This window comes from Mannheimia massilioguelmaensis (assembly GCF_000940515.1).
In the GTDB taxonomy this organism is placed as follows: Bacteria; Pseudomonadota; Gammaproteobacteria; order Enterobacterales; family Pasteurellaceae; genus Basfia; species Basfia bettyae.
The window spans coordinates 26,002-38,581 of the sequence record NZ_CDQL01000007.1 but is presented as its reverse complement, the minus strand read 5'-3'; the positions used below and the strand labels follow the sequence as shown (position 1 = coordinate 38,581).

The following is a 12,580-nucleotide window of genomic DNA, read 5'->3' as shown; positions in this document are numbered from 1 at the left end:
ATGGTCATCATAATGGTAGTCATGGTCATTGCGAAGTTATTCATAAAATAATCTATGTTCAAAATTAATACACTACAAATACAAAAGTTTTTATACCTTGTCAATAAAAAAATAAAAAAACCTGAAGAAATTATCTCCAGGTTTTATTTTTAGTAATAATTTATTTCATTATTTGATTACACCACAAGCCATTCTTGCTCCACCGCCACCTAATGCAGTTGGGTGATCTGAATGGTTATCACCTCCAACGTGGATCATTAATGCTTTATTCGCAATTTCATCTAATGATTTAATTCGAGGAGCTAAAACAGGATTGGTTGCTGTGCCATCAGGATTAACCGCTAATGCTGGGAGATCGCCTAAATGTGCATTATCTTCCCAAGGATAGCCATGACGCTTAGTTTCTTTAGGATCCCAATGCCCGCCAGCACCTAATGCCGCCACTTTCTTTCCATCTTTCTCACCAGCAGCACAACTAGGATTTTGATGAATATGGAAACCATGTAAACCAGCGGATAAACCTGTTAGTTCAGGAGTAAATACTAATCCATATGGAGATTCAGTCACAACCACTTTACCAATGGCTTTATCACCCTTTTCTGGGTCTAATAAACTCATTTCGATAACTTTGGATTTTACTTCCATTGTTTCTGTTTTCACTTCATGAGCCACAACTGTTGTACTCAATACCAATAAACTCAATGCTGAAATAACCAATGTGTTTTTCATATAAAACTCCCGTATAAATATTCAAATTAGCAAAATGCTAATAAGATATTAGCATTCTATTAAAGATAAACAATGTAATTGTTATTTATTTGTTATACGCATCACAAAAATATAACTAATAGATGTTTTTTGATAAGTGTGTAAAATATTATTCTATGGGAGAGAAATCACAAAGCAGTACATAGGGACTAAAATGGAAATTGCTAAAAACTTGCAAAATATTCATAAAAACATTCAATTAAGTTGTTTAAATCATCATCGAGATAGAGATTCAGTAAAATTACTCGCCGTATCAAAAACCAAGCCAGTAGAAGATATCGAGGCGGCTTATCAAGCGGGTCAACGTGCTTTTGGTGAAAATTATGTACAAGAAGGTATTGAGAAAATTGAATACTTTAAAACCAAACACACAGATATAGAATGGCATTTCATTGGTCCATTACAATCGAATAAAACGCGTTTAGTCGCAGAAAATTTTGACTGGATGCAAACACTTGATAGAAATAAAATTGCAAGTCGTCTTAATGAACAACGCCCTGTAGATAAAGCACCTTTAAACGTGCTTATTCAAATCAACATTAGTGATGAAAACAGCAAATCAGGAATACAACCTGAGGAAATGATCATGCTGGCAAAATTTATTGAAAACCTACCGCACTTACGCTTACGTGGATTAATGGCTATCCCTGCGGCTACAGATAATATTGTAGAACAAGAACAAGCATTCACAGCAATGAATCAATTATTGATAAAATTAAAACAAGCCTTTCCTGAACAACAAATTGATACTTTATCTATGGGAATGACGGATGATATGGCTAGTGCAATAAAATGTGGCTCAACTATGGTAAGAATAGGCACTGCAATCTTTGGGCATCGTAACTATGATTAAGCAATAAATTTTCCTAAAACAGACCGCACTTTTCATCACGAATATAAAAAAAACACTCCGAAAAGTGTTTTTTTATATTAAAATCAATTAGTCGCTTTCTGAGAAACGCTCAATATTAGCCCCTAAGCCACGTAATTTTTCTTCAATACGCTCATAACCACGATCAATGTGATAAATACGATCAACAATAGTTTCACCAGTGGCAATACACCCTGCTAACACGAGACTAATTGAGGCACGTAAGTCTGTTGCCATAACTTGTGCACCAGAAAGATGTTCTACTCCTTGAATTAAGGCAGTATTACCTTCAATTTCACCTTTAGCCCCCATACGAATAAGTTCTGGCACATGCATAAAACGGTTTTCGAAAATAGTTTCGGTAATTTTACTCGTTCCCTCTGCAACCACATTAAGTAAGGTAAACTGAGCTTGCATATCTGTAGGGAACCCTGGATGTGGCATAGTACGAATATTAACAGCCTTAGGACGCTTACCTAAAGAATCTAAAGTAATAGCATCTTCAGTCACATCAACTTGCATACCTGCTTCACGTAATTTTTCAATCACTGCATCTAATGTATCCGCTTTAGTACCTCGGCAAGTAATACGCCCCCGAGATATGGCGGCTGCCACTAGAAATGTACCAGTTTCAATACGATCAGGTACAACACGATGTTCACAGCCACCTAAATGTTCAACACCTTCAATAATGATGGTATCTGTACCCGCCCCGCTAATTTTGGCACCCATTGCATTTAAAAAATCAGCAGTATCCACAACCTCTGGTTCACGTGCTGCATTTTCAATTGAAGTTGTTCCCTCTGCCAAAGTTGCTGCCATCATAACGGATAAAGTTGCACCAACACTAACCTTATCCATATAAATTCTTGCACCTTGCAAACGACCATTTACAGTAGCTTTTACATAACCTTCGTCAAGCTCAATAGTTGCACCCATTTTTTCTAAGCCTGAAATGTGCATATCTACTGGACGAGCGCCGATAGTACAGCCACCAGGTAATGATACTTGCCCTTCATGAAAACGTGCAAGCAATGGTGCTAATGCCCAAATTGATGCACGCATGGTTTTGACCAACTCATAAGGCGCAACATAACTATTAATTTTACTCGCATCAATCATAACCTTATCAGTATGTTCAATACGCTCTACCACAACCCCTAAAGTACGTAAAATCTTAAATGTAGTATCAACATCTTTTAATACAGGGACATTTGTTAATGTCACTGGTTTTTCTGCTAAAATCGCTGCAAAAAGAATAGGTAATGCTGCATTTTTTGCCCCCGAAATATCTACGGAGCCACTTAAACGAGATTGCCCATAAACACGAAATTTTTCCATTTTAACTTCCTATCAATAATATTAACTTACAACGTTTAACATCCGTTCTAATTTCCATTTTTCAGGACTGAAGGTTTTGATCGTTAACGCATGAATTTCACCTGAAGTAAAATGCTCCATTAATGGTGCATAAATTGTTTGTTGTTGTTTTAATTTTGACAGTTTTGAAAGTGTTTCACTAACGACAATCACACCGAAGTGTGCATTTTCACCTTGCACATACACTTCATCTAAATTTAATGATTGCTTAAGAATTCGTTCGATTTCTTGGGTTTCCATTTTTGTTACCGATAGGTTAATAATTGAAATTGAATTATTGACTAATTCATTATTTTAAATAAGGTTTAAGCCAATCTGCTAACCCTACGAGTTCAGCCAAAGTAAGCAACTGGGAAGGCACATTTTCCAAGTATAATGTTTTACCTGGTTGTTGTGTTTTTTGACAATAATTAATCAAATCGCATAATAACGCAAACCCTGCTGAGTCAATACGAGAAACTTGGGCTAAATCCCAAGTAATATTTTGGTCTACGATTTGCTTTTCTGACAAAAAAGAAGAACGTTGTTGCCTTTTTTGGAATTCGTTCCAAAGAGGTAACAACGTATCTCTAGATAGCTCCCCAGCTAACTGGAAAGCTATTCTATCATCATTTTGCACCGCTGCCCATTTTAAATGTTTTTCAGCTTGCATAATTATTCTCTTATTTTTTACTGAATGTCACAGGCACAGCTGCCGCGCGTTGCACTTGAGCTGTTAACGCATCAATACCATCTTTACGTAAGATACCACTCCATTCTTGTTTTTTAGTATCCACCATACTTACGCCTTCTGCGGTCATATCATAAACCTGCCATTTACCAGATTTACTATTTTTACGCCATTGGAAATTTAAGTTTAATGGAGCTTGACCATTTTTTTGTAATAATTTTACTCGCACACTTGATTGGTTATCGGTGGCATTTTGTTCTGGTTGAACTTGGATTTCCTGATTATTATACATGGTTAAAGCTTGAGCATAAGCTTGTACAATAAATTGATCAAAAGCACTGAAAAATTTTTCACGTTGTTCTGGCGTAGTGGATTTAAAATATTGTCCTAATACCAAAGAACCCGCATAGTTAACGTGGACATAAGGCATTAAATCTTGACGTACAAGTGTTTTTAAATAATTAGGATCTTGTTTAATTTGAGCTTGATTTGCTGTGATATCTTTAAATAATTTATCGGCAGCTTGCTGTGTTAATCCATAAGGACTATCATCAGCCATTGCAGTTTGCACCGCAAAAAGTGCGGTTGCTAATACAAAAATTTTTGCTAACCATGTTTTAAATGTGACTTTCAACATAACCTTCATTTCTCCAATGTCTAAAAGTTAAAACTTTTCTATAAAATTTATTCTGCAGCCTTTGTTTCTTTTACTGTATCGCCTTTTTTATCTTTATCACCATAAATAAATTGGCCGATCAGATCTTCTAAAACCATTGCTGATTTTGTATCAACAATTTTATCTCCATTCTTCAACATCGCAGTCTCACCATCATCAAATCCTACACTTAAGGCAATATATTGTTCTCCCAATAAACCTGAAGTTTTAATAGATAAAGAACTATTTTCTGGAATTTGATTATATTCTTCATTTACTGCAATAGTTACTCTAGGTAAATAAGTTTTTTCATCTAAAGCAATATTAGTCACACGCCCGATTACCACACCGCCGACTTTTAATGGAGATCGTACTTTTAGTCCACCGATATTATCAAAAGTTGCATAAATATTATAAGATTTTGCTTCATTAAAGCCTTGTACATTAGCGACTTTTAGTCCCATAAAAACTAAAGCAGCAATACCTAATAATAAAAATAAGCCGACCCCAAATTCATATTTAATTGTTTGTCTCATTGTTTTTCCTAAATTTCCAGTAATCCTGTTATTGCTTAACTTGCACCAAACATAATGGCAGTTAACACAAAATCTAATCCTAGTACTAATAAAGAAGCATTAACCACTGTTCTTGTGGTTGCTTGGCTAATACCTTCTGATGTAGGCACACAATCATAGCCATTAAATAAGGCGACCCAAGTCACAGCAAATGCAAAAATGACACTTTTAATGAAGCCATTCCATAAATCCATATTGCGAACTGCATTTTGCATAACCGACCAGAAACTACCGACATCAATGCCTTTCCATTCTACGCCAATTAAGTGACCACCTATAATCCCGACTGCGGTGAATAACAGCGCTAAAATCGGCATTGCAATCACACCAGCCCAAAAACGTGGTGCAATCACTCGACGTAGAGGATCCACTGCCATCATTTCTAAACTGGATAACTGCTCTGTAGCTTTCATTAACCCAATTTCGGCGGTCAATGCTGATCCTGCTCGTCCTGCAAATAAAAGTGCGGTTACTACAGGACCTAATTCTCGTAATAAGGATAAAGCAACCAATTGACCTACATTTGCTTCAGCTGCAAAATCAACTAAGATGACATATCCTTGTAATCCTAAAACCATCCCAATAAAAAAGCCGGATAAGAGTATAATGAGTAATGATTGTACCCCTAATACATATAATTGTTTGATCAATAATGGAACATGTTTTTTAATTTGAGGTTTGCCAATTAAAGCCGCAAATAACATAAAACCTGCTCGTCCCAAGGCCTTAATGGAATTCATTATATAACCACCAAATGCAGAAATTATATTAACGATCATTTAAATACACCTCCGTTAAACAATTCTTCTGCATAATCTTCTGATGGGTAATGAAAACGTACTGGACCATCTTCTTGTCCATTAATGAACTGTATAACTTGAGGATCAGTACTTCGTAATAGTTGTTCTGCCGTACCCTCTGCAATTACATGTTTATCGGCAATAATATAAGCATAATCAGCAATACTTAAGACTTCATGAACATCATGTGAAACCACAATTGAAGTTAAATTTAAAGCTTCATTTAAACGCTTAATTAAGCTGATAATCACGCCCATACTAATTGGATCTTGCCCTGTAAAAGGCTCATCATACATAATCAGTTCGGGATCTAATGCAATCGTACGAGCCAATGCAGCACGTCTTGCCATCCCTCCAGATAATTCAGAAGGCATTAATTGTGCAGCGCCTCGTAAACCAACAGCCTCTAGCTTCATTAAAACAATTTGACGAATTAATGATGGCGGTAAATTAGTATGTTCTCTAATCGGAAATGCAACATTTTCAAACGTTGAAATATCTGTAAATAATGCGCCTGATTGGAACAACATTCCCATACGTTGGCGAACCTTATAAAGTTCTGAGTTAGACATTTTACAAATGTCTTGTCCATCAAATAAGATTTCGCCCTGTTCAGGGTATAATTGCCCACCAATTAATTTTAATAATGTGGTCTTACCAATCCCAGAAGGGCCCATAATCGCAGTAATTTTACCTCGTTGAACCTTTAAGTTGAGATTGTCATAAATCGTTCTATCACCACGCTTAAAAGTGAGATGATTCACTTCAACTAGTGTATTCTCACTCATAAAACCTCTGCTTCATATTTTCTCTTCATAAATAAAAGTGGGATAATCCACGAATTTTTACACAATGTCAAAGTTATTCGTATAAATTTACATAACTTTAGACCTTCAATTTGACCTGATATAACCAGTTTTGTTCATCGAAATAAATAAAAATCTTACTTCAGTTGCATAATTTTTATAAAATTATGGTATGATTTCATCTATTTATTAACACAAAATCAAATTATTTTATGAATATTCGTTGGAATATTATTCTGGCTACAATCGCTTTAGTACTGTTGGCATGGTTCTATACCTTAAATCAAGAAAAGCCCGATTTGACAGAGCTAATTAAAGCGCCTGAAAGCCCAGAATATATTGGTGAAAAAATGGAAACCACGATTTTCTCACCTACTGGTAAAAAACAATATTTAGCTTATTCAGATAAAGTCCAACATTATAATAATGATGGGCATACTGACTTTGTCAATCCTGTGGTATATGTATTAGATATAGAAGGTGAAAATAAACAAACACAAAGTTGGAAACTTACTGCTAAAAACGCCAAATTGACTAAAGATAATCTCTTATATCTTACAGGAAATGTAATCGCTGAAAGCCTTGATAAACTTTCTCAATTACAAAAAATTGAGACTAACCAAGCCATTGTTAATTTAAAGACACAGGATATTACCTCTGATACAATAGTGACTATCCAGGGATTAAATTTTATCAGTTCAGGTTTGAAAATGACTGGCAACTTAAAACAACAAATCGCGACCTTACAAGAACAGGTAAAAACGCATTATGAAATTAACCACCAATAAAACTCTTATTACTACAATATTAATGTTTTCATCACTATCCGCTTTTGCCCTAAAAGATGATACCAATCAACCTATTAATATTGTATCCGATAGCCAATCCTTAGATATGGAAAATAGTGTTGTTACCTTTACCGATAATGTTGTTATCACTCAAGGTTCAATTCTTATTAAGGCTCAGAAAGTAGTTATTACTCGCCCGCCTAAAGATTCAGGAAAAAAAGAGACGGTTGAAGCCTTTGGTTCGCCAGTAACCTTTCATCAAATACTGGATAATGGTAAACCTGTTGATGGACGAGCAAACAAAGTTCATTATGATTTAGGCAAAGAATTTTTAACATTAACAGGCAATGCTCAACTAAAACAACTTGATAGTCAAATTGATGGAAATATAATTACTTACGATGTCAATAAACAACAACTTAAAGCGAGTAGCACACAACAAAGCCGTGTAAAAACTATACTTATTCCATCGCAACTTAATCAGAAAAAATAATTAGGATACGTTTTTTTATGTCTATTCTTTATGCTGAAAATCTAGCAAAAAGCTATAAAGGACGTCAGGTAGTATCTGATGTAGGTTTTACTGTTAAATCAAATGAAATTGTAGGCTTATTAGGTCCAAATGGAGCGGGTAAAACTACATCTTTTTATATGGTTGTGGGATTAGTTCGTCATGATCAAGGAAGAATTCGCATTGATAATGAAGATATTAGCTTATTACCTATGCATAATCGTGCACAAAAAGGCATTGGTTATCTTCCTCAAGAAGCCTCTATTTTCCGCCGTTTAAGTGTATATGATAACTTAATGGCGGTTCTTGAAATTCGTCAAGACTTAACAAAAGAACAACGCCAAGCACGTGCAGAAGAATTAATTGATGAATTTAATATTGGGCATATTCGTGATAATTTAGGCCAATCACTATCTGGTGGTGAACGTCGCCGTGTAGAAATTGCACGAGCTCTTGCAGCTAATCCAAAATTTATTTTATTAGACGAACCCTTCGCTGGTGTTGATCCAATTTCAGTCATTGACATTAAGAAAATTATCATGGATCTACGAGATCGCGGTTTAGGTGTGCTGATAACCGATCATAATGTTAGAGAAACATTAGATGTTTGTGAACGCGCTTATATTGTGAGTGCAGGAAAAATGATTGCAACAGGTACACCAACTGAAATTTTAAATGATGAACATGTTAAACGTGTTTATTTAGGTGAAGGATTCAAGCTGTAACCCCATGATTAAATTTACTGAATTGCTCTCCCCTGAAAATATTCGTCAGGGGATTATTTGTTCAAGCAAAAAACGTTTATTCGAGATCATTTCTGATATCGTTGTGCCTCAAATTGAAAATAATCTCAATACAGAGGATAACGTTCCTTATTTGAATGAATTTGAATGTTTTGAAAATTTATTTGCAAGAGAAAAACTTGGCTGTACAAGTCTTGGAAATGGTGTGGCTATCCCAAGAGCAAAAATTCCTAATAGTGATCATGCCATCGCTGTGTTTTTACAGCTTGGTTTACCACTTGATTATGAAGCGCCAGATAAAAGAGAAGTTGATCTTATTCTAGCCATTCTTATTCCAGAGAATATGTGTGCTGATTATTCACTTATATTACCAGAATTAGCGGAAAAGCTATCAGATAAAAACCTATGTAAACAGTTAAGAACAGCCCAAAACAAGGATGAAATTTGGCAGATTTTTAATCGAATCGACGGTAATATAAATACTCAAGCAGAAGGAACTGAAACAGTAATAGAAAAAGATATTTAACAATATAAATTACTAGGTGACATTATGGAACTTATCATTATAAGTGGGCGATCTGGTGCGGGGAAATCTGTAGCCTTACGAGCACTAGAAGATATTGGCTATTATTGTGTAGATAATCTACCTATCAATTTATTGCCCCAACTCGCAGATATTCTTTCTCATTCTGAAAAATCTGCGGCCATTAGCCTTGATATTCGTAATTTACCCAATTCACCTGACACACTAGATCAACTATTCACTCAGATGCAAAAGGCTAACCATCAAGTTAAAACAATTTTCTTAGATGCAGACCGAAGTACTTTAATCCGCCGTTATAGCGATTCACGCCGATTACACCCTCTTTCTATGCAAAATATGTCTTTAGAAGCTGCCATTGATACAGAAAAAGACTTGCTAGAGCCACTATTTCAACATGCTGATTTAATTATTAATACCAGTGAAATTTCAACTCATGAATTAGCGGAACAAATTAGAAAATTTCTTCAAGGCAATAGTAATAAAGAACTAAAAATCATTATTGAATCCTTTGGTTTCAAATATGGGCTGCCATTAGATGCTGATTATGTGTTTGATGTTCGCTTTCTACCTAATCCACATTGGGATCCTAATTTACGCCCAATGACGGGATTGGATAGCCCAGTTATTGACTTTCTCAATCGCTATAAAGAAGTGCATAATTTTATCTATTTAACACGTAATTATATTGAAATTTGGCTGCCTGAATTAGAAAAAAATAATCGTAGCTATTTAACCATCGCAATAGGTTGTACTGGAGGGAAACACCGTTCTGTTTATATTGCACAGCAATTAGGAGAATATTTCCTCGCTAAAGGAAAAAATGTCAAAATCCAACATAAATCTTTAGAACGCTATAAAAAGTCTCCTCCTGCAAATCCCTAATTTGTTAAAAGTGCGGTAAAATTTCCACAAAAATTACCGCACTTTTCTATTCAATAACCTGACTAATAATTGTTCCATTCAGTACTCTTGTTTTTATGGTATCACCTAGTTTTACTTGCTCTATCTGAGTAATCGCATTTCCTTGGGCATTCTCTGCGATAGAATAGCCACGAGCTAATACTTTTAAAGGACTTAACCCATCTAACTTACCACACAAATGGGTTAGATGATGTTGACGATTAGCTAAATTTTGTTTTAAGAAAAAATTTAATCGAATCTGAAGTTGAGTAACATATTGAGACTGTTTCTGTACACGATAAGGTAACGGATTATTATCTAAACGTTGCATAAGTGCGGTCATTTTGTAGCGATTTTTATCCATTAAACGTTGTATTGAGGAATGTAAACGCTGTTCTAATTGTGCCGTCTGTTGTTTTTGAATACGCAATTGCACTTGTGGATGTTGATTTTGCAAACGTAATGATAAATGTTGTAATAACTGATATTTATCATTAAATAAGCGATCTAATGCTATTTCTAAACGTTGATGTTTATAAGCGATTTGTTGTAATAATTCATCTTGATTACGACTCACTAATTCCGCAGCAGCTGATGGGGTTGGTGCTCGCACATCAGCCACAAAATCGGCAATAGTTACATCTGTTTCATGACCTACAGCACTGATTACTGGAATGACCGAATTAAAAATAGCTCTCGCAACTAACTCTTCGTTAAAACACCAAAGATCTTCAAGAGAACCACCTCCACGCCCAATAATTAGCACATCCACTTCATTACGCTTATTGGCTAATTCAATCATTTGTACAATTTCAGTTGTAGCCTCTTTACCTTGCACCGCAGTTGGATAAATCACCACTTTTAAACTGGGGTCTCGTCGTTGCAATATATGCAAAATATCCTGTAATGCAGCACCAGTTTTTGAAGTCACCACGCCAATTGTTTTACTAAAATCAGGTAAGGATTTTTTTAAATTTTGAGCGAATAATCCTTCTGCCGCCAATTTCATTTTTAAAGCTTCGAATTGCTGCTGTAACAATCCTTCGCCTGCAGGATGCATAGATTCTATAATAAGCTGATAGTCTCCTCGGGGTTCATATAAGCTTACACTTGCACGCACTAACACTTGCATACCATTTTGTGGTCGGAAAGTGACACGCATATTTTTCATACGGAACATTGCACAACGTACCTGAGCATTTTCATCTTTTAAGGTTAAATACCAATGTCCAGAAACAGGTTGAGTAAAATTAGAAATCTCCCCAGTCAACCAAACTAATCCCAGCTGTCCTTCTAGCATCTGACGAACAGAGTTATTTAATTGACTCACTGAATAAATATTATCGTTATGCATAAAGTCTGTATTAATTATCCTAATAAAACCCATCCATCATCAACCCAGTTACAAACTGAATCTAACAAAATTTCCATTGCAGATGTTTGTTCTTCCACACCAACAATTAATTGTTTTAACTCAACTAAAGAGACCTCTTCACCATCAGCTAAACGTCTTAATACTTCAGCCTCTACTGGATTTAGTTCATCTAACCACTCACCATTAGCAAAGATTTGTAACGGATTTTCAAGGTAAACTAACTTACAGTTATTATCCTGTGTAAGCACAGCTCCATCTTCCAGTTCAGATAAGATTTGCTCAGGATCAGATATTTCATCACTAACTAGCATCTCATAACGACGAGAACTTACCGCTGTTGCCACGGATTGTTTAAATAAACGATCAAATTGCTCTGAATTAGCCAATTTTTCAAGTAATGCCTGCTTCATAGCTTGGATTTCAGATTCAGCTAATTTACCCGTATGTTGTTCTGTTTGATTTAAGCGTAGTGGAATATTGAATTCATTCAGATCAATATCAGGATTGTGATGGCAGAAACCTTGATTAATATGGTTCATCAATTCAGCTAAATTTGGATAACGTAAGCCAAAAGAAAAGGTTAAACAATCATCTTCTGCAATACCATAATGAGCCATACGAGCAGGAATGTAGAGAATATCCCCTGGGTTCATTACTTCATCAATAACTAATTCTCCCATATCATCAAAAATACGGATAGGCTGATCAGGTTTAAATTCTGTACTAGGATCACACCATTTACCTAATTGCCAACGACGATGCCCATAACCTTGTACAAGGAAAACATCATATTCGTCATAATGTTTACCTACGGAACCACCCGCAGGAGCATAGGACACCATAATATCATCTCGTTGCCATTGAGGAATGAAACCAAAGCGAGACCACATTTCACCTAATTCTGTTGACCATTGTTCCATATTTTGTACAAGTACAGACCACTTTTCAGGTAACTCATTAAAATCAGATTCCGTTAAAGGGCTTGGTGTAAACGTCCATTTATCTTCTGAATATTGTTTAAGTAAACGTGCTGTAACATCTTCGCCTTGAGCTAACTCAAGAATATCCTCAGGCTCAAACATTCCAATAATTTCAGGTAACCCATTACGGATAATTAATGGTTTCTTTTGCCAGTAATCTCGTAAAAAAATTTCAGCTGTAATAGGTTCAGGTAAACAGAATTTTTGACTCATA

At 35.4% G+C, this 12,580-nt stretch carries 16 protein-coding genes; 6 read left to right on the top strand and 10 right to left on the bottom strand.

Annotated features, from left to right (window positions below):
- Positions 1-168 precede the first annotated feature (168 nt).
- The gene (gene sodC, locus BN1226_RS06815; protein WP_044470558.1) at positions 169-729 is read right to left on the bottom strand and encodes a superoxide dismutase family protein; all 561 of its coding nucleotides are present in this window, start codon (positions 727-729) and stop codon (positions 169-171) included.
- Positions 730-922: 193 nt separating this feature from the next.
- Here sodC and BN1226_RS06810 point away from each other — a divergent pair, with 193 nt between their 5' ends.
- Complete coding sequence (locus BN1226_RS06810) at positions 923-1,621, top strand: YggS family pyridoxal phosphate-dependent enzyme (protein WP_044470557.1); 699 nt, start codon at positions 923-925, stop codon at positions 1,619-1,621.
- An 87-nt stretch (positions 1,622-1,708) separates the two neighbouring features.
- On the opposite strand, the gene murA is transcribed toward BN1226_RS06810, so the two are convergent.
- Genes murA through mlaF form a run of 7 tightly spaced genes read right to left on the bottom strand, consistent with a single transcriptional unit; the run spans position 1,709 to position 6,507 of the window.
- Entirely contained in the window at positions 1,709-2,980 is a 1,272-nt protein-coding gene (murA, locus tag BN1226_RS06805; RefSeq protein ID WP_044470556.1) for a UDP-N-acetylglucosamine 1-carboxyvinyltransferase, read from the bottom strand.
- 21 nt (positions 2,981-3,001) lie between these two features.
- Positions 3,002-3,259: a BolA family protein gene (locus BN1226_RS06800; RefSeq protein ID WP_005761539.1), complete on the bottom strand. Its 258-nt coding sequence runs from the start codon at positions 3,257-3,259 to the stop codon at positions 3,002-3,004.
- 49 nt (positions 3,260-3,308) lie between these two features.
- Positions 3,309-3,671: an STAS domain-containing protein gene (locus BN1226_RS06795; protein WP_044470555.1), complete on the bottom strand. Its 363-nt coding sequence runs from the start codon at positions 3,669-3,671 to the stop codon at positions 3,309-3,311.
- Between the two features lie 10 nt (positions 3,672-3,681).
- On the bottom strand, positions 3,682-4,326 hold the full coding sequence (gene mlaC, locus BN1226_RS06790; RefSeq protein WP_040596539.1) for a phospholipid-binding protein MlaC: 645 nt from the start codon (positions 4,324-4,326) through the stop codon (positions 3,682-3,684).
- 47 nt (positions 4,327-4,373) lie between these two features.
- On the bottom strand, positions 4,374-4,880 hold the full coding sequence (gene mlaD, locus BN1226_RS06785; protein ID WP_044470554.1) for an outer membrane lipid asymmetry maintenance protein MlaD: 507 nt from the start codon (positions 4,878-4,880) through the stop codon (positions 4,374-4,376).
- Positions 4,881-4,915: 35 nt separating this feature from the next.
- Entirely contained in the window at positions 4,916-5,698 is a 783-nt protein-coding gene (mlaE, locus tag BN1226_RS06780; protein WP_044470553.1) for a lipid asymmetry maintenance ABC transporter permease subunit MlaE, read from the bottom strand.
- Entirely contained in the window at positions 5,695-6,507 is an 813-nt protein-coding gene (gene mlaF / locus BN1226_RS06775) for a phospholipid ABC transporter ATP-binding protein MlaF (protein WP_044470552.1), read from the bottom strand. The genes mlaE and mlaF overlap by 4 nt, the downstream gene beginning before the upstream one ends.
- A 230-nt stretch (positions 6,508-6,737) precedes the next feature.
- Between mlaF and lptC the strand changes: the two genes are divergently transcribed.
- The 5 genes from lptC to rapZ are packed head-to-tail and all read left to right on the top strand — an operon-like array spanning position 6,738 to position 9,993.
- On the top strand, positions 6,738-7,313 hold the full coding sequence (gene lptC / locus BN1226_RS06770; RefSeq protein WP_044470551.1) for an LPS export ABC transporter periplasmic protein LptC: 576 nt from the start codon (positions 6,738-6,740) through the stop codon (positions 7,311-7,313).
- The gene (lptA, locus tag BN1226_RS06765) at positions 7,294-7,806 is read left to right on the top strand and encodes a lipopolysaccharide transport periplasmic protein LptA (RefSeq protein WP_044470550.1); all 513 of its coding nucleotides are present in this window, start codon (positions 7,294-7,296) and stop codon (positions 7,804-7,806) included. Before lptC ends, lptA begins: the two co-directional genes overlap by 20 nt.
- Positions 7,807-7,823: 17 nt before the next feature.
- Positions 7,824-8,549: an LPS export ABC transporter ATP-binding protein gene (lptB, locus tag BN1226_RS06760; protein ID WP_044470549.1), complete on the top strand. Its 726-nt coding sequence runs from the start codon at positions 7,824-7,826 to the stop codon at positions 8,547-8,549.
- Between the two features lie 4 nt (positions 8,550-8,553).
- A complete protein-coding gene (gene ptsN / locus BN1226_RS06755) occupies positions 8,554-9,093 on the top strand; it encodes a PTS IIA-like nitrogen regulatory protein PtsN (RefSeq protein WP_044470548.1) in 540 nt (179 codons plus the stop codon).
- 24 nt (positions 9,094-9,117) lie between these two features.
- On the top strand, positions 9,118-9,993 hold the full coding sequence (gene rapZ, locus BN1226_RS06750) for an RNase adapter RapZ (RefSeq protein ID WP_044470547.1): 876 nt from the start codon (positions 9,118-9,120) through the stop codon (positions 9,991-9,993).
- 46 nt (positions 9,994-10,039) lie between these two features.
- On the opposite strand, the gene xseA is transcribed toward rapZ, so the two are convergent.
- Positions 10,040-11,365, bottom strand: a complete 1,326-nt coding sequence (gene xseA / locus BN1226_RS06745; RefSeq protein ID WP_044470546.1) for an exodeoxyribonuclease VII large subunit — start codon at positions 11,363-11,365, stop codon at positions 10,040-10,042.
- Between the two features lie 14 nt (positions 11,366-11,379).
- On the bottom strand, positions 11,380-12,579 hold the full coding sequence (locus BN1226_RS06740) for a ribosomal protein uL16 3-hydroxylase (protein ID WP_044470545.1): 1,200 nt from the start codon (positions 12,577-12,579) through the stop codon (positions 11,380-11,382).
- Position 12,580: the final 1 nt, after the last annotated feature.

What these genes read in the sequence shown, in the direction of transcription:
- lptA (WP_044470550.1), top strand. Translation starts at nt 7,294, where the DNA reads ATGAAATTAACCACCAATAAAACTCTTATTACTACAATATTAATGTTT.
- mlaD (WP_044470554.1), bottom strand. Translation starts at nt 4,880, where the DNA reads ATGAGACAAACAATTAAATATGAATTTGGGGTCGGCTTATTTTTATTA.
- mlaE (WP_044470553.1), bottom strand. Translation starts at nt 5,698, where the DNA reads ATGATCGTTAATATAATTTCTGCATTTGGTGGTTATATAATGAATTCC.
- BN1226_RS06810 (WP_044470557.1), top strand. Translation starts at nt 923, where the DNA reads ATGGAAATTGCTAAAAACTTGCAAAATATTCATAAAAACATTCAATTA.
- BN1226_RS06740 (WP_044470545.1), bottom strand. Translation starts at nt 12,579, where the DNA reads ATGAGTCAAAAATTCTGTTTACCTGAACCTATTACAGCTGAAATTTTT.
- mlaF (WP_044470552.1), bottom strand. Translation starts at nt 6,507, where the DNA reads ATGAGTGAGAATACACTAGTTGAAGTGAATCATCTCACTTTTAAGCGT.
- rapZ (WP_044470547.1), top strand. Translation starts at nt 9,118, where the DNA reads ATGGAACTTATCATTATAAGTGGGCGATCTGGTGCGGGGAAATCTGTA.
- sodC (WP_044470558.1), bottom strand. Translation starts at nt 729, where the DNA reads ATGAAAAACACATTGGTTATTTCAGCATTGAGTTTATTGGTATTGAGT.
- lptB (WP_044470549.1), top strand. Translation starts at nt 7,824, where the DNA reads ATGTCTATTCTTTATGCTGAAAATCTAGCAAAAAGCTATAAAGGACGT.
- mlaC (WP_040596539.1), bottom strand. Translation starts at nt 4,326, where the DNA reads ATGTTGAAAGTCACATTTAAAACATGGTTAGCAAAAATTTTTGTATTA.
- ptsN (WP_044470548.1), top strand. Translation starts at nt 8,554, where the DNA reads ATGATTAAATTTACTGAATTGCTCTCCCCTGAAAATATTCGTCAGGGG.
- murA (WP_044470556.1), bottom strand. Translation starts at nt 2,980, where the DNA reads ATGGAAAAATTTCGTGTTTATGGGCAATCTCGTTTAAGTGGCTCCGTA.
- xseA (WP_044470546.1), bottom strand. Translation starts at nt 11,365, where the DNA reads ATGCATAACGATAATATTTATTCAGTGAGTCAATTAAATAACTCTGTT.
- BN1226_RS06800 (WP_005761539.1), bottom strand. Translation starts at nt 3,259, where the DNA reads ATGGAAACCCAAGAAATCGAACGAATTCTTAAGCAATCATTAAATTTA.
- BN1226_RS06795 (WP_044470555.1), bottom strand. Translation starts at nt 3,671, where the DNA reads ATGCAAGCTGAAAAACATTTAAAATGGGCAGCGGTGCAAAATGATGAT.
- lptC (WP_044470551.1), top strand. Translation starts at nt 6,738, where the DNA reads ATGAATATTCGTTGGAATATTATTCTGGCTACAATCGCTTTAGTACTG.